Genomic DNA, 19,191 nt, shown 5'->3' with positions numbered 1-19,191 from the left:
ATGTCCGACAATATTCCAATTCTTGAACTTCGAAATGTCGACAAGAGCTTCGGCCCGATCGACGTGCTGCACGACATCTCGCTCAAGGTCCGGGCGGGCGAAGTGCTCTGCCTGCTCGGCGACAACGGCGCCGGCAAATCGACGCTGATCAAGACGCTTGCCGGGGTCCACAAACCGACGCGCGGCACCATCCTGATGGACGGTGCGCCGGTCGAATTCAGCGGACCGCGCGAGGCACAGGAAAAGGGCATCTCGACGGTGCATCAGTTCGGCGGCACGTTTCCGCTGATGTCGATCGGCCGCTCCTTCTTCGTCGGCGTCGAGCCGACCAAGGGCTGGGGGCCGTTCAAGGTCTATGACCGCAGGAAGGCCAATGAGATTGCGGTCAAGGCCGTGCAGGACTTCGGCATCACCCGGATCGATGATGGCGACCGTCTCGTCGGCGGGCTTTCGGGCGGCGAACGCCAGTCGCTGGCGATTGCGCGGGCCGTGCATTTCGGGGCGCGTGTGCTGATCCTCGACGAACCCACGGCCGCGCTCGGCGTCAAGCAGGCGGCACACGTGCTGCGGATCGTCAACGAGGCGAAGCGGCGGGGCCTGGCCGTGATTTTCATCACCCATCAGGTCATGCATGCGGTGGCGGTCGGCGATCATTTCGCCGTGCTCATCCGCGGGGCCATCGCCGCCGATTTCCGCAGGGGCGAGAAGAGCCGCGAGGAGATTACCGACCTGATGGCCGGCGGCGAAACCATGGCCGGCCTCGAAGCGCAGATCGACACCTACGTGGCCAGCCACGAAGGGCAGCCGCCGCCGGCACGCTAACGGCTGACGGCACCACACAAGAGACAGCGCAATAACGCACAGCTTCCGGCGGGCCAGAAAGACGGCGGCCGGAGAAGGGAAAATCATGTCCGCAATCTGGAGGTCAAAATGAAGATCGCAATCGACCCGTTCATGCATCGGCATCTCTCGCTCGAGGAGCTGCCCGGAAAGGTGAAGGAACTCGGCTACGACTGGATCGAGCTATCCCCACGCGGCGATTTCCTCGAATGGTTCAAGGCGCCGCGCGTCTTTCCCGAGCGGATCAAAACATTGAAGCGCTCGCTGAAGGAGGCGGATGTCGGGATCGCCTCGCTGCTGCCGATGTACCGATGGGCCTCCAACGATGAGACCGAGCGCAAGGCGGCGGTGAAGCACTGGAAGCGGGCGATCGAAATCGCGGTCGAGCTGGAGGTCGACACGATGAATTCGGAGTTCGGCCGCGGCCCGCATCCGGACAAGGGATCTTGCTATTGCTGCCATACCGGCTCGATGATCGAGGCCTGCGAGGACGCCTGGTGGCGCTCGATGGAAGAGCTGGTGCCGGTCTTCGAGCGCGAGGGCATTCAGCTCAATGTCGAGCCGCACCCGGAGGACTGGTGCGAGACGCTGCAGCCGGCGCTCGACATCATCCGCACGGTCAATTCGAAGAGCGTCAAGTTCCTCTATTGCGCCCCGCACACCTTCTATTTCGGCGACGACACCAAGGCGATGCTGCGCGAGGCGAAGGACGTGCTGGCGCATGTCCATGTCGGCGACACCTTCAACCACAAGGCTTCGTCGGGCCTCAGATATATCCTCAACCCGCCCGGCACCAATGCCCGGGTGCACCAGCACCTCAATATCGGCCAGGGCGAGGTTCCCTGGGACGAATTCTTCGGCACGCTCGCCGAGATCGGCTTCGACGGCATCATGACCGCCTGCGTCTTCGCCTGGGAGGACAAGGCAGACCACAGCGGCACCTTCATGCGCTCGGAAATGCAGCGTTACTTCGACAAATATTGGGGGGCGAAATGAGCCTCCAGGTTGGAGTCATCGGTACGGGTATGATCGGTCAAGATCATATCCGTCGCCTGACGAATGTCGTTTCCGGCGTTGAAGTCGTCGGCGTGACCGATATCGATCAGGCCCGCGCCGTCGCTGCCGCCCCCGCAGGGGCGGAGGTATTCGCCACCCCTTCGGCGCTGATCTCTTCGGAAAAGGTCGAGGCCGTGATCATCTGCTCGTGGGGGCCGGCGCATGAGGAGCAGTTGCTCGCCTGCATTGCCTCCGGCAAGCCGGTCTTCTGCGAAAAACCTCTGGTGACATCCGAGGCCGCCGCGCTTCGCGTGATGGAGGCCGAAGTCGCCGTCGGCCGGCGGCTTATACAGGTGGGCTTCATGCGCCGCTTCGATGCCGATTATCGCCGGTTGAAAGCGGTCATCGACGGAGGCAAACTCGGCGCACCGCTGATGTTCCATTCCGTGCATCGCAATGCCTCAGTTCCCGAGGGGCTCTACACCTCGGAGATGCCGCTGAACGACACGCTGGTGCATGACGCCGATATTTCCCGCTGGCTCCTGTCCGACGAGGTCATTGGGGTAGAGGTGCGCGCGCCGCGCCGTTCCTCGCGCGGCGGCCCGTTGCGCGGCCCAGTTTTCGTGCTCCTGCATATGGCCTCCGGCGCGCTCGTCGATGTCGAGATTTCGGTGAACATCGCCTATGGCTACGACATCCGCGGCGAGGTCAGCTGCGAGGCGGGTGTCGCCGCGCTTCCGAACCGCCCGGCGACCGTGATTTCGGATTCGAAGGGTATTCGTCAGGCGATCCCCGAGGACTGGCGCGAGCGCTTTATCGACGCTTATGACCAGGAATTCCGCGAATGGATCGTCGCCGCCTCGAATGGCACGGCCTCCGGCCCTTCCACCTGGGACGGATATGCGGCGACGCTCGTGGCCGACGCCGCCCTACGGGCCGTAGTCAGCGGCGGCTTCGAACCAGTCAACATGATAGCGAAACCCAATCTCTACGGACGTCCGACCGCCATGGCGGCGGAGTGATCCGGCAGGTATTTCAGGAGCGATGATCGGATGATCAACGGAGAAAGATTGATCGAACGCCCCTTGCGCTGGGGCATGGTCGGCGGCGGCCGCACCGGGCAGGTCGGCTACAAGCATAGAACCGGCGCCCAGCGGGACGGCACCTATCGGCTTGTCTGCGGAGCCTTCGACCTCGACGCCGAGCGCGGGCGCGATTTCGGCACGAAGATCGGCGTCGCCGCCGACCGATGCTACGGCGACTATAAGGAGCTGATCGCCGGGGAGGCCGGGCGCGAGGACGGCGTCGAAGTCGTCTCGATCGCCACGCCGAACTTCACCCATTACGAGATCACCAAGGCATGCCTGGAAGCCGGGCTGCATGTGATCTGCGAAAAGCCGCTGTTCTTCACAGTTGCCGAATGCGACGAGGTTGCCAGGCTCGCAGAAGAGAAGGGCCTGATCGTCGGCGTCACCTATGGTTTCACCGGCCATCCGCTGGTTCACCAGATGGCGGCGATGGTCAGGAAGGGCATGCTCGGCGATATCAGGATCGTCGACATGCAATATACCCACGGCTTCAATTCGGGCGACGATGTCGGCGCAGGTGAAGCCGTGAAATGGCGCACCAATCCGAAGACGGCCGGCCCGACTTTCGTTCTCGGCGATATCGGCACCCATCTCTACTATCTCTCCGAAGTGGTGCTGCCGCATCTGAAGATCGAAAGGCTGCTCTGCGACCGCAAGGCCTTCATTCCGACCCGCGCGCCGCTCGAAGACCATGCGACCGTTCTCATGCATTACGACAACGGCGCCCGCGGCCGTCTTTGGGTTTCCTCAGTGGACGCCGGCAACATGGGATCGCAGCGCTACCGTTTCGTCGGCTCCAAGGCCTCCGTCGAATGGTCCGATTCCCATCCGGATCAGTTGATCTACGAAGTGCAGGGTGAACCGAACCGCACCCTGCACCACGGCATGCCCTACCTCGAAGAAGAAAGCCTGGCGGCCGACCGCATGGGCGGGCTGCACACCGAGGGCCTCGGCGACAGCTGGGCGAACATCTACCTCTGGATCGCCCAGGCGATCGACGCCAAGCGACGCGGCGACGTGGCCTTCCTCAAGGGTCATCATTATCCCGGCATTAGGGCCGGGACCGAAGGCGTGCGCTGGCTGGAAAACTGCGTCCGCTCGGCAGATGCGGGCGCTGCCTGGGTCGCCTTCGAGTGACCGAGCAGGGGGGCGCGCCGGATCTCCTCCATCCTCCTCCCGAGGCGCGTCCCCCAATCCTCTCTTTTAGAAAGATAACGAGATGAAACTTTCCATTTGCACCGATGTTATGGGCGACCTTTCTTTCACTGACATGCTCGACAAATGCGTCAAACTCGGCGTCGAAGGCATCGAGATGACCGGCGGCGGCTGGTCGCGCGCGCCGCATTTCCGCGCCGACGCGTTGCTGGCCGACAAGGGTCTGCTGAAAAGCAAGCTTAGGGAAATCGAAGCCCGCGGCCTGGAGATTGCCGCCCTCAATTGCTCGGCCAATCCGCTCGATCCGGGCGAGATGGGCAAGCGTCACCGCAAGGAGATGGAGCAGACGATCCGCCTCGCCGGCGAAATCGGCGTCAAGACGATCGTGACGATGTCCGGGCTGCCCGAAGCCGCCCCCGGCGACACCGTGCCGAACTGGCTCGTCTACACCAAGAGCTGGCCCGAAGAGATGCCCGAGCGCGACCGCTACCAGTGGGAAGACCGTGCCTTCCCGCTCTGGCACGACCTGGTGAAGCTCGCCAGGGAAGTCGGCGTCGAAAGATATGCGCTCGAAAACTTCTCGGCCATGCTGGTCTGGAACCCGGAGACCCTGTTCCGCCTGCGCAACGAGGTCGGCTCCTCCGTCGGCATGAACCTCGATCCCAGCCATCTGTTCTGGAAGGGCGCCGATCCGATTGCTTCGGCCCGCGCTCTGGGCAGCGCCATCCATCATTGCCACGGCAAGGACACGCGCATCGAGCGCGGTCTCGCCGACGTCAATGGTCTGCTCGAACTCAAGGACGTCACCGACGTCGCCAACCGCAGCTGGAATTATGTCGCCGTCGGCGCCGGCCATGATCTGCAGTGGTGGAAGGAGTTCTTCTCCGTCGTGCGCATGGTCGGCTACAACGGCTGGGTCAGCCTTGAGATGGAAGACTTCACCATGTCGGCCGAAGCCGGTATCCGATCCTCGATCGATGCCCTGCAGGCCACGATCAGCCGATGATGACGCGGCGCGGGCGACGATGACCAATCGAAGCGGCATGGGCGGTCCCGGCTCGGATCCCCTTAGCGGCGGGCGCGCCTGCACGTGGTGGCGCTCAAAGATCGATCTGGACACTATTATGGACACATGTTCTATAAAGTGGACAGATTCGACGGGAGCGCGCCATGCATCTTTCCATGTGGACTTATCCCTGGGATATCCAGGACCAGGGGCTCGACCTCTTCGCTGCCGAGCTTACCGGCCGGGCAGGCGTCACGACGGTCAGCCTGGCGACTTCCTATCATGCCGGCCGCTTCCTCCAGCCGCGCAGCCCCCAGCAGAAGGCCTACTTCCCCGAGGACGGAACGGTCTATTTCCGGCCGGATGAAAGCCTGTGGCAGGACAAGCTGATTCGGCCGCTGATGGCGGGCAACGTGACCGAGCGCGGCGATATGCTGGAAGCGCTCGTCAGCAAGCGCGAGACAACGGGTCTCAAGGTCTCCTGCTGGACGGTCTGTCTGCACAATACCCGTCTCGGCATGCTGCATCCCGATCACGTGACACGAAACGCCTTCGGCAATCCCAATTATTACAACCTCTGCCCCTCCAGCCCAGCCGCGCGGGATTATGTCGTCACTCTCGTGCAGGACATCACGACGAACTACCGGCCTGACATGGTCGAGCTCGAGAGCCCGAACTTCATGGGCTTCGCGCATGAATATCATCACGAGAAGGACGGGGTCGGCCTGAATGCCGAAGACGATTTCCTGCTGTCGCTCTGCTTTTGCGATCATTGTATCGCGCGCGCCGCCAGGGCCGGCGTGCCCGTGGAAGGCGCGCGCAGAACTGTGGCGCGCTTCATCGCCGAGCTCTGCGAACGGGCCGTGCCGGAGCGGCAGTTCCCGGATTTCCCGGCGGCTGGCATCGATGCCTTCCGGGGTCATTCCGATCTTCATGCCTATCTTGCGTGGCGCAGCGAGCCGGTGACCAGCCTGATCGGCGAGATCAAGGCCGCGGCCGATCCGGCGACGCGTATCGTGCTTATCGACCTGAAGGACGGCTGGCTCGGCGGCGTCGATCTCGCAGCCGTCGGCAAGCTCTGCGACGGCGCGATTCTTTGCTGTTACGACATGAAGCCGGAGGCCGTCGGCGATGTCATCCGAGCTGGGCGAGCGGCAATCGGGCGGGAAAAGTTCCTTGGAGCCGGCCTGCGCGTCTTCTATCCCGAGGTCGGAGAGGCTGCAGTGCTGGCGGCCCGCGCCAAGGCCGCCGTCGATGCCGGCGCCGACGGCGTCAATTTCTACAACTACGGCCTCATTCCGGCAAAGCGCCTCGACTGGGTCAAGGCCGCGGTGGACGCAATCAGCTAAGTGGGATCTCGCGCGCGGGGATCGGCTCAGGATGCGATGGGTTCGGCGACCTGGATCAGGCAGTCCCCCGCCTGGCTGTCGCAATGCAGCCTGTGGGAAATCACCATGCCGCTCTCGGCAAAGCGCAGCTCTTCCTCCGGCTGGTCCAGGCGTTCCAGATCATGATACCATCCCGCCAAATCGCCGGCGGCAACGGCGGTGCCGAGCCCGACAGCCGGCTCGAACCAGCCTCTGCGGCTCGCATAGATGCCCTGGCTGTGCCGGGATAGCGAAAGCAGTTGCAGCGGCCCGGGCTGAGGGAGTGGTCCGCGCGACAGGACCGGGCGCTCGACAATGCCGAGTGTCAAAAGCAGCCGGTCGATTGCCGCCGCCGTGAAGGCCATCGTCGCGGGCGTCACGGTTCCGCCACCGCCGAACTCGCCGGAAAGCCCGATGATCCCCGCCCTTGCCGCGGCCCCCATCGATGTCGGCGCCGCCGACCCGTTATCGGCGATGAAGGCATGCGACGCGCCCATCGCCCGCATCAGCGAGACGGATCGCTCGAAGCGGACGGCATCGGCCTGCCGCTCGATCAGCGTGCAGGGCAGGTGCGCCATCGACGTGCCGCCCGAATGCAGGTCGAGCAGGACGTCGTGGCGCGGAAAGAGTCCACGTTCGAGGAAATGCGCCATCCGCGCCGTCGGCGTTCCCATCGGATCGCCGGGAAAGGCCCGGTTGAGGTTGCCGCCGTCGAAGGGCGAACAGCGCTTGGCCGCCATCACCGCCGGCAGGTTCGCCATCGGCAGGATGGTGACGGCGCCGCGGATTTCCGCAACGTCCAACAGCCGCATCAGCCGGCCGAGCTGCAGTTCACCCTCATACTCGTCACCATGATTGCCCGCCATCATCAGCAGAGACGGACCCTCGCCGTTCCTGAGATGAAGGACCGGGATGCGGATCTGATAATAGGGCGAACGGTCCACAGAATAAGGAATGGCGAGGTGGCCGGCCTGCCGGCCCTCGCGCAAGAAGTCGATCGGGTTGACGAGGCCGCTGTGCATGATGTCTCCAGTCCGGGCGGTTACTTCACCGTCAGAGCGCGGCGACCGCGGTCATCTCGACGCGCAGATCGGGATCGGCGAGGCGTGCTTCGGTGCAGGCGCGCGCCGGCGGGTTTTCGATGTCGATCCAGCCGTCATAGACGCCGTTCATCGCCTCGAAATCGACGATTGCCGGCAGGAAAACATTGACGGCGATCAGACGCGAGCGGTCCGTACCGGCTTCCTTCAAAAGAGCGTCGATCTTGCCGAGCACATCGCGAGTCTGCTCTTCGATCCCAGCCTTGCGATTTTCCGCGACCTGGCCGGCAATATAGACGAGACCGCCATAGCTGACGGCTTGGCTCATTCGCGAACCTTTCTGATAACGCTGGATCATGGGCAGGTTTTCCTTTTCTTGCTTTTGGAAGGAGAGGTCAGCCGAAGCTTGTGAGATAGGCCGCCGTCACCGAATGCTCGGGGTCGAGACCATAGAGAATGGCGTGTCGGTCAAGGCAGGTGCAGGGATGCGAGATGCCGAACTCGATCACGTCGCCGACGCGGACGTCGCTCGCCTCGGCAAGGGCGACGAAGGCGTGTTGATCGTTGAGGCGGAAAACCTCGGCGCCCTTGAGATCGCCGAGACATGCCCCATCGCGATAGAGCGCCAGCGGCCGCGGCAGCCCCTGGTCCATCGCCACGTCGCGCAGGCCCATGCCTGAGATCGCAAGCCGCGGCTCCGGCCGCGACAGGACCTCGGCCCAGACCCGCAGCGCCGGACGAAACCCTGCCGCAGCCGAAAGCGTCTCGCCGCCGATACCGAAGCCGCCGCGCGCATCAAGGCCGGCAAGGCCGCGCTCGTAGACGCCGTGATCGTGGAAGAAGATGGCGCCGCTTCGCAGGATCAGCCGGCAGGCCGGATCGGCCGCAATCGCGGCCGAAAGCCCGGCAATCACGGCATCGAAAAACACCGAGCCGCCTGCCGTCACAAGAAGCGCCCGGTCAGGGCCCGTGCGGGCGCGCACCTTCGGCAGAAAATCTGCCGTCATCGCCATCAGAGCCTCGATGCGAAGCATCGTCTCTTGTGAATCGGCGGTCGCGGCAGCACCTTCATAGGCGGCAATGCCGCTCAACCGGAAGGTCGACGTCTCCGCGGTAAGGATCGCATCGAGAACTGCCTCCGCGGCAGCGGCGCTGCGGATGCCGGCCCGGCCGGCACCGAGCTCCACCAGCAGGCCCAGAGGCGGCAGGTCCGTACGCTCTCGCCAGGCGGATCGGAGCGCTTCGACAAGCGCTGCCGAATCCACGAAGACGTGGAGTTCCGCATCGGGATACTGGCCGAGCAAAGCCGCAAGCCGTCGGGCGGCCGCCACGCCGCCGATCTCGTTGGCGAGGATGAGGCGGCGTTGTCCCGCCTTGAACAGGACGGCGGCCTGGCGGATATCGGCGACCGTGGTGCCCCAGGCACCCGCCGTCACAAGCGCCTCTGCCAGCACCGTCGACATCGGCGTCTTGGCATGCGGAGCGATGTCGGCGCCATGGCTTTTCACATAGGCCATCATCAGTTCGACATTGGAGGAGAAGGCCTGCCGGTCGAGCGAGATCAGCGGCAGAGCCATCCTGCCGTCATAGGGCTTCCATCCCTGCTTGCCGATTTCCGAGAGCGAAAGCGGCGGATGGCCCGGTGGAAAGCCGCGCACCCGCTCGTCGATCAGCACGTTTTCCCACGCAGCATGAAGGTCAGACATAGCAGCCCCTCCGGGCGTCGGCCGGATCGGCGATGCCGAGACGGTAGGTGTCGTTGGCGGTGGCAAAAAACAGAGCGCGCTGCTCGTCCAGAGAGAAGTGTGAGGCGGCCGTACGGAAAACCTCGTAGACCTCGTCGAAAGAGGCGTGCAGACCTGCGACCGGAAAATCGCTCGCAAACATCGAACGTTCAGGCCCGAAACAATCGAGGCAATGCTCGATCACCGGCCGTAGGCTTTCGAGTGTCCAGTCATTGTCGTAGGCGACGAGATCGGAAATCTTCAGCCGCACGTTGGGCTCTCTGCCGAGCGCCCGCAGGCCGCGGCGCCAGAGCGCCATGCCCTCCTGTGTCCTGTCGGCAGGGCTTCCGCCGTGATTGAGCACGAAAAGCGTTTGCGGAAAAGCCCGGGCGAGCTCGAGCGCTTCACCCATCTGCCAGGGATAGAGCATCAGGTCGAAGACGAGCCCGAGCCGCGTGGCATGGGCAAGGCCTGCTCGCCAGGCAGGATCGCTCATGCGATCCGGACGCGACGCAAAACTCTTGGCCACATCGGGATGCCAGCTCAGAATATCGCGGATGCCGACGACGTTGGGATGTTCCGCTTCCGCCTCGAGCAGGCGCAGGGCGTCCGGCCGGTCGAGGGCAATGCCGGCGATATAACGGTGCGCCACACCGGAGCCGCGGTCGAGGCCATCCAGCCAGCGGCTCTCCTCCAGCGGATAGGCAGCGGACCAGCCGGCCTCGACATGGACGGTCGCAACCACGTTCTGGCGCGCGGCGTCGGCTCGATAATCGTCGATGCCATAGTCGCGCAGGATCGGCGCTAAGCTCCCGAACACCATCCCTTCACCTGATACCCGCGCTTTATGAAGCCAGGGATGACGCTGAAGGCCGAGGTCCCAGAGATGGTGGTGCGGGTCGATCACCGGCCCATCATAGCGTCCCGTCATCGGCGCGCCTCGCGGCCGGAAACGAGCAGAAGGGCGAGGATCAGCGTGCCGAACATGATCGACCGCCAGCCGGGCGATGCGTTGACGACGGTGATCAGCGCCGTCGCCGTCACAAGCAGGATCGCTCCCGGGATGGTCCCGGCATAGGTGCCGCGGCCGCCGAGGATCGAGGTGCCGCCGAGCACGACGGCAGCGATCGAGGTCAGCAGATAGGGATCGCCGATGCCGACATAACCCTGCCGGTTCATGCCGAGAACCAGAATGCCGGCAAGCCCTGCGAAAAGGCCCGACAGGGTATGGGCGATCAGCGTGTTGCGAGTGACGCTGACGCCGGAAAGCCGGGCAGCCAGCGGGTTCGCTCCAAGCGCGAGGAAACGGGCGCCGATCGGCATGCGGTGGACGAGCAGCAGGACGACCACCGCGACGGCTAGCCACAGAATGATGCCCGAGGGAATGCCGAGCGGCCGCGCCTGCCCGAGCAGGATGACGGCGGGATTGCTGACGGTGACGGCGCTGCCACCGGCGACGATGACGAGCAGGCCCTGCAGGAAGGTCGCCATGGCAAGCGTCATGATGATAGGTGGGACGCGGAGATAGGTGGCACCTGCGCCGTTCATCAAGCCGATGCCGGTGGCGATAGCAAGCGCTGCCGTAGTGCCGGCAAGGCCGGTCGGATCCCAAGCTGGCGAAATCAGCGGCAGAAGGATCGCCGTGACCGTGATGACCGCGCCGACGGACAGGTCGATGCCGCCCATCAGAATAACCAACGTCTGCCCGGCGGCGACGATGCCGATCACGGCGGCGAGCTCGAGGAGGTAGCGCAAATGGCCGTAGGCGCCGAAGCCGCGCAGCGTGAAGCTTGCGATGATCCAGACGAGCGCCACCAGAAGAAAGGTCAGGAGCGGCGGGTTGCGGAATGCTGATCTGATGATGTTCATCGCCTTGCCCTCCATGCGCCAAGAAGTTCCGGAACGGCGACCGCGCCGACGATGATCAAGCCTTGCGCGACGTATTGCGCCACCGGCGGGAAGCCGAGGAAGAACATGACGTTGATCATGACCGAGAGCAGCAGGCTGCCGCAGATCGCGCCGCGCATCGTGCCCTTGCCGCCGAGGAAGCCGACGCCGCCGAGCACGGCGGCAGCGATCGAATTCAGCGTGAAGGGCGTGCCGATGACAGGATCCCCGGAGCCGGTCTGCGCGGCGACGAAGAGGCCGGTCAGCGCTGCCAGCAGACCGGAGAGCGCGAAAGCTGTGACCTTCACCCGTTCGACCGGCACGCCGGAACGGAATGCGCCGACCGGGTTGTCGCCGGCCGCATAGATGCCGAGGCCGAGCGGCGTGGCGAGAAACAGCTTCCACAGCGCCAGGATCGCCAAGAGCATCAGAAAGGCGACGGGCGTATGGCCGGCCAGCACCGTCGACAGCCAGTCGGGAACGATGCCACCCGGCCGCGGCAGCAGGATGAGTGCGACGCCGCTGATGATGAAGGAGCCGGCGAGCGTGACGATGATAGCGGGAAGCCTCAGATAGGTGACGATGGCGCCGGTGGCGGCGCCGACCGCAAGGCCGGCGGCGGCGACCGCGAGAATGCCGCCCGACACGCCGAGCGCCCCTTCCATCGTCGTCGCGGCGATGACCGCGCCGAGGCTGACGAGCGGACCGATCGCCAGCGTGATGCCGCCGTTCAGCATGAGCAGCGCCTGCGCCATGGTGACGAGTGCGAGCGGGAACCAGTTCTGCGTGAACTTCGAGAAGCCACCGATCGAAAGGATGCCCGGAAAGAGCATCGCATAGAGGATGAGAAAGGCCGCGACCACAAGATAGAGGCCGGAGAGGCCGCGATTGCGGCGCATCTGGATCGAGGGATAGAGCCGGGATGAAGAATTGGTGTTCATGCCGCCTCTCCCTGTGCCGTGGTGGTGACGCCCATGGCCGCACCGACGATCGCTCCTTCACTGATATCATCCTGCGACAGCACCGCCGCGACGCGGCCCTCGCGCAGAACCACGACACGATCGCAGAGATGCACGAGTTCCGGCGTATCGGAACTGGCGAGAATGACGAGCCGCCCCTCGGCGGCGAAGGCGCGGAGCATGAGATAGATTTCCCGCTTGGTCTCGATGTCGACACCGCGCGTCGGGTCGTTGAGCAGCAGCACGGACGGATCGAGCGGCAGCCATTTGGCGAGCGCCACCTTCTGCTGGTTGCCGCCGGAAAGCGCCTGCACCGGCCGGGCCGTATCACCCTTGATCGTCAGCCGGTGTGCGAGCTTGGCGACCAGGCCGGTTTCCGCCCGCCGGTCGCGCAAGCCCTTGGCGGCAAGCCGTCCGAGCGACGGCAGGATGAGATTGGAGGCGATCGAATGCGACAGCACCAGCCCCTCGTGCTTGCGGTCGGCCGGGACATAGACGATGCCAGCCGCGTTCGCCTCGCCGACGTCAGCGGGCAGGCCGGACTTGCCGGAGACTTCCGCTCGGACGGCTGACGAAGGAATGGCGCCGTAGAAGCCAAGCAGCAGGTCCTCCTGCCCTTGACCCACAAGACCGCCGACGCCGACGATCTCGCCGGCGCGGGCGGAGAAGGCGATGTCGCGCACCGTGCCGGCGGAAAAGCCTTCGACGCTGATGCGTATGACACCGGGTGTAGTGGCGCCGCGCGACGGGAACAGGTCGCCGGTCTCGCGGCCGACCATGAGACGCACCAGCCCTTCGCCGTCGATGCCGGAGAGCGACTGATCCGCAGTGACCCCGCCGTCCTTCAGCACCGTGACATGCGAGCAGAGCGCCTGCACCTCGTTGAGGCGGTGGGAAATATAGAGGAGTGCCATGCCGCGACCCCGGAGCGCCTCGATCAGCCGGGCGAGGACGCCGGCTTCATGGGCGGAGAGTGACGAGGTCGGCTCGTCGAGGATCAACACGCGCGGCTTGCGGAACAGCGCCTTGGCGATCTCCACCATCTGGCGGCGGCCGAGCGCGAGGTCGGCGACCGGCATGTCGAGCGGTTCGGTGAGCCCGACCATGCCGCAGACCTCCTGCACCCGGCGATGAAGCGCTCGGTAATCAATGAGGCCGAAGCGGCGCGGAAAGGTGCCGAGCCCGATATTTTCGGCAATCGAGAGACTGGCCGTCAGGCTCAGCTCCTGCTGAACCACAGCGATACCGGCTTTGCGGGCCGCCGCCGGGCTGAAACGCCCGACGGGTTTGCCGTCGACAAGGATGGACCCGCCGTCCGGCTGGAGGGCGCCGGAGAGGAGGTTGATCAGAGTGGACTTGCCGGCGCCGTTTTCGCCGAGCAGGGCATGAACCCTGCCCGGCAGAAGGGCGATGTCGACGCCCTTCAAAACCGGATTGCCGAAAAATCCCTTGAACACCTGCCGGGCCTCCAGCAGCGGGTTTTCTTCCGTCATAACGACGTTCCCCAGACGCGGATTACTTGGTCAGCAGCTTGTCGAAGAGCGCCTTGTCATAGTCCGAGTAGATATAGCCGTCGGCCGGGAACTTGTCGGCGCGGGCGAGATAGCTGCCGATCGAGCTGTCGTCGATAACAGGCAGCGGCACCTTGACGAAGGTCGGGACATCCTTGCCTTGCAGCGCCTGGACCGCGGTATAGACGGAGAGCGCCCCGAGCCAGTTGGGCTGCATCGTCGCCCAGCCCTTCAATCCCTTCTCTTTCCAGAGCTCGAGGAACTGACGGGCATTTTCGCCTGTTGTCGGGACCTGATCGCGGCCCTGACGCTCGAAGGCGAGGACGGAACCGGCCGACAAGGCGCCGCCGAGCGACAGCACGCCGTCGATTTCCGGATTGGCGAAAAGCAGGCTTGTCATCGCTTCCTGTGCCGGCGCGACATTATACTCCGTGTTGGTTTCGGTAATCACCTGGATGCCGGGATTGGCATCGAGCACCGGCTGGGCGCCCTTGCGGCGGTCGTCGCTCACCGAAATGCCGGCCGGGCCGTTCATGACGATGATCTTGCCCTTGCCGCCGAGCTGGCTCACCATCCACTTGGCAGCCGTCGCGCCCCATTCGTTGGAATCGGTGTTGATCTTCGCCGTCACCTTGTCGGTATTGACCAGGCTGTCGAAATTCACCACCGCGATACCCTTGTCGCAGGCGTCGGAGATGACGCGGTCGAGCGCGGTGGAGGAACCGGCGATCACGACGATGGCGTCGACATTGGCGTCGATCATCGACTGGATATGCTGGATCTGCGTCTGGGCATTGCCCTGCGCGTCCGTAATCATCAGGTCTTTGACGAGGCCTGCCTTTTTCAGCTCTTCCACTTCAGCCGTGATCGTGCCTTCGGTCTGTTTCATCCAGGTCGGCACCGAATAGATGTTCGCCCAGCCGATCGTGAAGGGCGCCTTCCTGTCACCCTTGATGCAATTGGCGGCAGCCGAGGCCGAGCCGGTGGAAAGAACGAGCAGGGTGGCAGCAGCGGCAGCGCCAGCGAGAAGGCGCCGGCGACCCGAGGCAGAAATGCTGTTTTCAGAATTTTTCATGTCGATCCCCTTTTGTGTGGCAGCGTTAACGCTTGCCATCTGTTCTTGTCCAATATAATGTACATATGATCTAAATACCGGACGCAGCGATCTTATGCCGATTTTTCCACCTCGCAAGAGGGATGAAAAAAATTTTCGTCGGCCGGGAACAACAGGATCGGTTGACAGATGCGGCAGAGGGTTTGAAAAGCTTGGCCGAACAGAAATTGGGATCGACAGCAATGGACGCAATTCAGGACGAAGCAATCGGCAAGCGTGCCCGAGGGCTCGACCGCGCCTTCGAAATCCTCGATTTCCTGCGCCAGAAGCGGCAGGCTTTGAAGCCGAATGAAATCGCAGCGCAGATCGGCGCACCGCGCTCATCGGTTTACGAACTCGTCAACCTGCTGCTGAGCAATGGCATTCTCGAATTCACGGGCGGCGAGGGGCGCGTCTACCTCGGCCGTAAGCTCTATTTCCTCGGCGCCGCCTATGAAAACCATTTCGATTTCACCCGCGAATGCGAGGCGGCACTGGAACAGCTCGCCGACGAAACGCGGGAGACGGCGCAGTTCTGCATGCTGGACGGAAACAAATATACGGTCGTGCGCATGCGCGAAGGCGCGCGGCCATTCCGCATTTCGACCGATATCGGCCAGTCGGTGCCGATCCCGTGGACGGCCTCCGGGCGCTTGCTGGTCGCGCATCTGTCGGATCAGGAAATCCTGAACTTCATTCCGTCGCATGATTTTCGTCTGCCGAACGGCGAATGGCTCGATCCGCAAAGCTTCATCGGCGAGGTCCGCCAGGCCGAGCGAGAAGGTCTCTTCACCTTCAACAGCATTGTCGACAGCTTTACCCATTGTTTCGCCGTGCCGGTGCGGGGCGAGGAGGGTCATGCAGCCGCAACGCTCTGCCTGGTCACGCCGCGCGACGACGGCATCGCCAACCGCGACCGCTACCTCGACTGCCTGAAAAAGGCCGCCACCGGCCTGGAGCATGCCCCGGCCCGGCCGAAACGGGGCTGATACCCGGACACGAACGCGCATTGATCGCCGGCGACACTTCCCGCGGGAACTCGCGCCGAGCCACGTGCTTCCTTAAATCTTAGCACGCTCGCTGGGCTCTGCCCGCGCGCACATCGAAGAGCCGCCGCAGGACGAGCTATGTCTCGGTGCGCGCTTCGATGTTGATTTCCAGTTTCAGCCCAATCCCGCAAATCTATTCACTCTTCTCCCGAAACTACGAAATGATGTTTCTCTATTAAATTTATAGAGTACGTAATTAATATTCCGACGACAGACGATGAACGGAGAGGATGCGAAATGACACGGAAAATCAGGCTTGGGGCATTTCTTCCCGGCGGTGGACAGCATGTTGCATCGTGGCGGCATCCCGACCAGCCGGTCGATGGCGCGACCAGTTTCGAGTTTCACAAGCAGCTCGCGCTGACGGCGGAACGCGGCCTCTTCGATGCCTACTTCCTCGCCGATGGATTGGCCGTCGGTTTCGGTGGAGCGCGTGAAGGCGGCAACGCCCGGGTGGCCGGCTTCGAGCCCGTCACCTTGTTCTCCGCCCTTGCGCCTCTCACCACCCATCTCGGCTTCATCGCGACGTCCTCGACCACCTATGAGGAGCCTTATACGACCGCCCGCAAGTTCGCTTCGCTCGATCTGATCTCGAACGGGCGCGCCGGCTGGAATGTCGTCACCACGACAGGCGACCTCACGGCGCAAAACTTCAACCGCGAAACCCAGCTTCCGCATGCCGAACGATATCGCCGCGCCGCCGAGCATGTCGATGTCGTCCGCAAACTCTGGGAGAGCTTCGAGGATGACGCTTTCATCCGCGACAAGGAGACCGGCGTCTTCTTCGATCCGGCGAAGCTGCACGACACCGACCACCGCGGCGAGCATTTCAGCGTGCGCGGCCCGCTCAACGTCTCGCGCTCGCCGCAGGGGCATCCCGTAATCGTGCAGGCCGGCCAGTCGGAAGACGGCCGCGGGCTCGCCGCAGCAACCGCCGAAGTGATCTTCACCGCCCATCAGCACATCGAAACAGCCCAGGAATTCTACCGCGATATCAAGGCACGCGCCCGCGGCTTCGGCCGCAACCCCGATCATATCCTCGTCATGCCCGGCGTATCCGCTTTCGTCGGCAGGACCGAGGCGGAGGCACGCGAAAAATATGATCGCCTGACCTCGCTCATTGTCGAAGAGGATGGAATCGGCCTCCTCAACGGCCTCACCGGCGGCACGCTCGACCTGCACGGTTACGATCTCGACGGGCCTCTTCCGCCGGCACCGCCGACCGAAGGCATGAAGAGCCGCCAGGCCCTCATCCGCCAGATCGCCGACGAAAACAACTTCACCATCCGCCAGCTCTATCAGTGGATCGCATCCGCCCGCGGGCACTACACCATCGTCGGCACGGCCGAGCAGATTGCCGATACGCTGCAGACATGGTTCGAGAACGAAGCGGCCGACGGCTTCAACATTTTGCCGCCCTGGCTGCCGACGGCGCTCGACGACTTTGTCGATCTCGTCATTCCGGAACTCCAGCGCCGCGGCCTGTTCCGCACTGCCTATGAAGGCAAGACGCTCCGGGAAAATCTCGGCCTGCCTTTCCCGACAAACCGTTGGGCTGCCGGACGCGCCGTCCTTGAGGCAGCGGAGTGAGGAGAAAGCCATGGCCTACGAAATCAATCAGGCTCTTCCGAGAAGCTTCGGCCGGCTGAAAAGCAGCAAGAGCAGTAGTTCCCCTCTGGTCTCCCATGTGCGCGGAGTGCTCGCGGCATTTCTGCCGCGCTACGGTCTGCTCATCAGCTTCCTCGTGCTCTGGCAGGTGTCGAGCACCAGGGGCTGGATCAATCCCGCCGTCTTCCCGCCCTTGAACGTGATCCTGTCGGCGCTGTGGACCAATCTTGCCAATGGCGCCTTGCTCGATGACATCGCCATCAGCCTACAACGCTCCGGAACCGCCTTCGCCTTTGCCGTTGTTGTCGGTATTCCGCTCGGCCTGTTCATGGGCCAGTTTCGCTTGGTCGAACAGGCGCTCGACCCGATCCTGCAGCTCTTCCGACAGACGTCGGCGCTGGCGCTCTATCCGGTTTTCATCCTGCTGCTCGGCCTCGGCGAAACCTCGAAGATCTTCGTGATCTTCTGGGCGACGTTGTTTCCGGTGCTGCTCTCCACCATCGGCGGCGTCAAGGAAGTGGACAAGAAGCTCATCGAGATGGCGCGCACCTATGGCGCCGGGCCGCTGACCGTCTTCCGCCGTGTCATTCTGCCGGCATCCGTCCCGGCGATTTTCGTTGGCCTGCGTCTTTCGGCGACGACTGCGCTCCTGCTGCTGATTGCTGCCGAGATGATCGGCGCCAACAAAGGCATCGGCTTTCAGGTGATGAACGCCCAGTACAATTTCCAGATCCCGCTGATGTTTGCGGCGATCCTGCTGCTCGCCTTCCTCGGGCTTGCCGCCAATGCCCTGCTCGTTCTCCTGCAGCGCCGTCTCTGCCGCTGGTCTCAGCCGAGCACCTGACCCGCTTCCCCAGATTTTCCTCTTCCGAAAGGACATTCCATGACACTCCATCCACGCAATCTTCTCCTGCCGGCCCTGATCGCTCTCGGTCTTGCGACGCCCGCCGCAGCCACCGACACGGTGAAGCTGCGCTACCTCGCGAGCCAAGGCGGCCTTGCCGCCCATGAACTCGCCGCCGAACTCGGCTATTTCGACGGCACCGGCATCACGTTTGAGAATGTCGGCTATGCCCAGGGCGGCCCGGCGTCCCTCATCGCTCTCGCATCCGGTGATGTCGAGATCGGCAGTGCCGCCACCTCCGCCGTCCTCAATTCGATCATCGGCGGCAACGACTTCGTCGCCGTCTATCCCTCGAACGGCATCAATGACGACGTGCAGTCGACCTTCTACGTGCTGGAAGACAGCCCGATCAAGAGTATCAAGGACATTGCCGGCAAGAGCATCGCCGTCAACACGCTCGGTGCGCATCTCGATTATACCATCCGCGAGGCCCTGCATTCCGTCGGCCTGCCGAGCGACTCCGCCAATCAGGTCGTCGTTCCCGGACCCCAGCTCGAGCAGGTGCTGCGCTCCAAGCAAGTCGATATCGCCGCCTTCGGATATTGGCAGACGACCTTCGAGGGCGCCGCACTCAAGAACGGCGGACTGCGTGCGGTTTTCGACGATACCGACGTACTCGGCGACATTGCCGGCGGCTTCGTGGTCCTGCGCCGTGATTTCATCAAGCAACATCCGGACGCCTCGAAAATCTTCGTCGAACAGTCGGCCCGCGCTCTCGACTATGCCCGCGAGCATCCCGAGGAAACCAAGAAGATCCTCGCCAAGGCGCTCGCCGAACGTGGCGAGAATCCCGATATCGCGCAGTACTTCCGCGGTTACGGCGTGCGCGCCGGCGGCCTGCCGGTCGAGCGCGACATCCAGTTCTGGATCGACGTCCTGGTTCGCGAAGGCAAGCTGAAGCAAGGCCAGCTGGCGGCCAAGGACATTCTCTTTACCGCCGACGCCAAGCCGGCAAGCAACTGAG

At 63.7% G+C, this 19,191-nt stretch carries 18 protein-coding genes; 10 read left to right on the top strand and 8 right to left on the bottom strand.

Features of this window, described 5'->3' with window-relative positions; all coding sequences use genetic code 11:
- From QWJ46_RS19850 to QWJ46_RS19825, 6 genes are all read left to right on the top strand, one after another.
- Positions 1-822: an ATP-binding cassette domain-containing protein gene (locus tag QWJ46_RS19850; RefSeq protein ID WP_302753132.1), complete on the top strand. Its 822-nt coding sequence runs from the start codon at positions 1-3 to the stop codon at positions 820-822.
- Positions 823-930: 108 nt separating this feature from the next.
- Complete coding sequence (locus QWJ46_RS19845) at positions 931-1,836, top strand: sugar phosphate isomerase/epimerase family protein (protein WP_302753131.1); 906 nt, start codon at positions 931-933, stop codon at positions 1,834-1,836.
- A complete protein-coding gene (locus tag QWJ46_RS19840; protein ID WP_302753129.1) occupies positions 1,833-2,858 on the top strand; it encodes a Gfo/Idh/MocA family oxidoreductase in 1,026 nt (341 codons plus the stop codon). Before QWJ46_RS19845 ends, QWJ46_RS19840 begins: the two co-directional genes overlap by 4 nt.
- Positions 2,859-2,888: 30 nt before the next feature.
- Positions 2,889-4,061, top strand: coding sequence for a Gfo/Idh/MocA family protein (locus tag QWJ46_RS19835; protein WP_302753128.1), 1,173 nt, complete (start codon positions 2,889-2,891; stop codon positions 4,059-4,061).
- Positions 4,062-4,143: 82 nt separating this feature from the next.
- Positions 4,144-5,085, top strand: a complete 942-nt coding sequence (locus tag QWJ46_RS19830; RefSeq protein ID WP_302753126.1) for a sugar phosphate isomerase/epimerase — start codon at positions 4,144-4,146, stop codon at positions 5,083-5,085.
- Between the two features lie 164 nt (positions 5,086-5,249).
- On the top strand, positions 5,250-6,434 hold the full coding sequence (locus QWJ46_RS19825; RefSeq protein WP_302753124.1) for a hypothetical protein: 1,185 nt from the start codon (positions 5,250-5,252) through the stop codon (positions 6,432-6,434).
- A gap of 26 nt (positions 6,435-6,460) precedes the next feature.
- Here QWJ46_RS19825 and QWJ46_RS19820 read toward each other — a convergent pair whose 3' ends face one another.
- The 8 genes from QWJ46_RS19820 to QWJ46_RS19785 are packed head-to-tail and all read right to left on the bottom strand — an operon-like array spanning position 6,461 to position 14,648.
- Complete coding sequence (locus QWJ46_RS19820) at positions 6,461-7,474, bottom strand: succinylglutamate desuccinylase/aspartoacylase family protein (RefSeq protein ID WP_302753123.1); 1,014 nt, start codon at positions 7,472-7,474, stop codon at positions 6,461-6,463.
- A gap of 31 nt (positions 7,475-7,505) precedes the next feature.
- Positions 7,506-7,850: a RidA family protein gene (locus QWJ46_RS19815; RefSeq protein WP_064807056.1), complete on the bottom strand. Its 345-nt coding sequence runs from the start codon at positions 7,848-7,850 to the stop codon at positions 7,506-7,508.
- A gap of 37 nt (positions 7,851-7,887) precedes the next feature.
- Positions 7,888-9,198 carry an alanine racemase gene (locus QWJ46_RS19810; protein WP_302753118.1) on the bottom strand — a complete coding sequence of 437 codons (1,311 nt, stop codon included), beginning with the start codon at positions 9,196-9,198 and terminating at the stop codon, positions 7,888-7,890.
- Positions 9,191-10,147, bottom strand: a complete 957-nt coding sequence (locus QWJ46_RS19805; protein WP_302753116.1) for an amidohydrolase — start codon at positions 10,145-10,147, stop codon at positions 9,191-9,193. The genes QWJ46_RS19810 and QWJ46_RS19805 overlap by 8 nt, the downstream gene beginning before the upstream one ends.
- Positions 10,144-11,085, bottom strand: a complete 942-nt coding sequence (locus QWJ46_RS19800) for an ABC transporter permease (protein WP_302753114.1) — start codon at positions 11,083-11,085, stop codon at positions 10,144-10,146. Before QWJ46_RS19800 ends, QWJ46_RS19805 begins: the two co-directional genes overlap by 4 nt.
- Positions 11,082-12,044 (bottom strand): ABC transporter permease, encoded by a 963-nt coding sequence (locus tag QWJ46_RS19795; RefSeq protein WP_302753113.1) that lies wholly within the window; start codon positions 12,042-12,044, stop codon positions 11,082-11,084. Before QWJ46_RS19795 ends, QWJ46_RS19800 begins: the two co-directional genes overlap by 4 nt.
- Positions 12,041-13,555, bottom strand: a complete 1,515-nt coding sequence (locus QWJ46_RS19790) for a sugar ABC transporter ATP-binding protein (RefSeq protein WP_302753111.1) — start codon at positions 13,553-13,555, stop codon at positions 12,041-12,043. The genes QWJ46_RS19795 and QWJ46_RS19790 overlap by 4 nt, the downstream gene beginning before the upstream one ends.
- A gap of 22 nt (positions 13,556-13,577) precedes the next feature.
- Complete coding sequence (locus QWJ46_RS19785; protein ID WP_302753109.1) at positions 13,578-14,648, bottom strand: ABC transporter substrate-binding protein; 1,071 nt, start codon at positions 14,646-14,648, stop codon at positions 13,578-13,580.
- 221 nt (positions 14,649-14,869) lie between these two features.
- On the opposite strand from QWJ46_RS19785, the gene QWJ46_RS19780 reads away from it, so the two are divergent.
- The 4 genes from QWJ46_RS19780 (at position 14,870) to QWJ46_RS19765 (ending at position 19,190) form a co-directional block, all read left to right on the top strand.
- Positions 14,870-15,655 (top strand): IclR family transcriptional regulator, encoded by a 786-nt coding sequence (locus tag QWJ46_RS19780; RefSeq protein WP_302753108.1) that lies wholly within the window; start codon positions 14,870-14,872, stop codon positions 15,653-15,655.
- A gap of 297 nt (positions 15,656-15,952) precedes the next feature.
- Entirely contained in the window at positions 15,953-17,305 is a 1,353-nt protein-coding gene (locus tag QWJ46_RS19775) for an LLM class flavin-dependent oxidoreductase (RefSeq protein ID WP_302753106.1), read from the top strand.
- A 10-nt stretch (positions 17,306-17,315) separates the two neighbouring features.
- Positions 17,316-18,167, top strand: a complete 852-nt coding sequence (locus QWJ46_RS19770) for an ABC transporter permease (protein ID WP_302753105.1) — start codon at positions 17,316-17,318, stop codon at positions 18,165-18,167.
- A gap of 39 nt (positions 18,168-18,206) precedes the next feature.
- Positions 18,207-19,190 carry an ABC transporter substrate-binding protein gene (locus QWJ46_RS19765; protein WP_302753103.1) on the top strand — a complete coding sequence of 328 codons (984 nt, stop codon included), beginning with the start codon at positions 18,207-18,209 and terminating at the stop codon, positions 19,188-19,190.
- The last annotated feature ends 1 nt before the right edge of the window (position 19,191 follow it).

The organism is Rhizobium sp. CBN3 (assembly GCF_030518245.1).
GTDB classification, from domain to species: domain Bacteria; phylum Pseudomonadota; class Alphaproteobacteria; order Rhizobiales; family Rhizobiaceae; genus Rhizobium; species Rhizobium aethiopicum_A.
This window is presented reverse-complemented; position numbering and strand designations above follow the sequence as displayed.

Excerpts from the sequence above, each read along its gene's own strand:
- QWJ46_RS19810 (WP_302753118.1), bottom strand. The coding sequence starts at position 9,198 with ATGTCTGACCTTCATGCTGCGTGGGAAAACGTGCTGATCGACGAGCGG.
- QWJ46_RS19840 (WP_302753129.1), top strand. The coding sequence starts at position 1,833 with ATGAGCCTCCAGGTTGGAGTCATCGGTACGGGTATGATCGGTCAAGAT.
- QWJ46_RS19795 (WP_302753113.1), bottom strand. The coding sequence starts at position 12,044 with ATGAACACCAATTCTTCATCCCGGCTCTATCCCTCGATCCAGATGCGC.
- QWJ46_RS19770 (WP_302753105.1), top strand. The coding sequence starts at position 17,316 with ATGGCCTACGAAATCAATCAGGCTCTTCCGAGAAGCTTCGGCCGGCTG.
- QWJ46_RS19835 (WP_302753128.1), top strand. The coding sequence starts at position 2,889 with ATGATCAACGGAGAAAGATTGATCGAACGCCCCTTGCGCTGGGGCATG.
- QWJ46_RS19845 (WP_302753131.1), top strand. The coding sequence starts at position 931 with ATGAAGATCGCAATCGACCCGTTCATGCATCGGCATCTCTCGCTCGAG.
- QWJ46_RS19825 (WP_302753124.1), top strand. The coding sequence starts at position 5,250 with ATGCATCTTTCCATGTGGACTTATCCCTGGGATATCCAGGACCAGGGG.
- QWJ46_RS19780 (WP_302753108.1), top strand. The coding sequence starts at position 14,870 with ATGGACGCAATTCAGGACGAAGCAATCGGCAAGCGTGCCCGAGGGCTC.
- QWJ46_RS19765 (WP_302753103.1), top strand. The coding sequence starts at position 18,207 with ATGACACTCCATCCACGCAATCTTCTCCTGCCGGCCCTGATCGCTCTC.
- QWJ46_RS19775 (WP_302753106.1), top strand. The coding sequence starts at position 15,953 with ATGACACGGAAAATCAGGCTTGGGGCATTTCTTCCCGGCGGTGGACAG.
- QWJ46_RS19820 (WP_302753123.1), bottom strand. The coding sequence starts at position 7,474 with ATGCACAGCGGCCTCGTCAACCCGATCGACTTCTTGCGCGAGGGCCGG.
- QWJ46_RS19800 (WP_302753114.1), bottom strand. The coding sequence starts at position 11,085 with ATGAACATCATCAGATCAGCATTCCGCAACCCGCCGCTCCTGACCTTT.
- QWJ46_RS19785 (WP_302753109.1), bottom strand. The coding sequence starts at position 14,648 with ATGAAAAATTCTGAAAACAGCATTTCTGCCTCGGGTCGCCGGCGCCTT.
- QWJ46_RS19805 (WP_302753116.1), bottom strand. The coding sequence starts at position 10,147 with ATGACGGGACGCTATGATGGGCCGGTGATCGACCCGCACCACCATCTC.
- QWJ46_RS19790 (WP_302753111.1), bottom strand. The coding sequence starts at position 13,555 with ATGACGGAAGAAAACCCGCTGCTGGAGGCCCGGCAGGTGTTCAAGGGA.
- QWJ46_RS19815 (WP_064807056.1), bottom strand. The coding sequence starts at position 7,850 with ATGATCCAGCGTTATCAGAAAGGTTCGCGAATGAGCCAAGCCGTCAGC.
- QWJ46_RS19830 (WP_302753126.1), top strand. The coding sequence starts at position 4,144 with ATGAAACTTTCCATTTGCACCGATGTTATGGGCGACCTTTCTTTCACT.
- QWJ46_RS19850 (WP_302753132.1), top strand. The coding sequence starts at position 1 with ATGTCCGACAATATTCCAATTCTTGAACTTCGAAATGTCGACAAGAGC.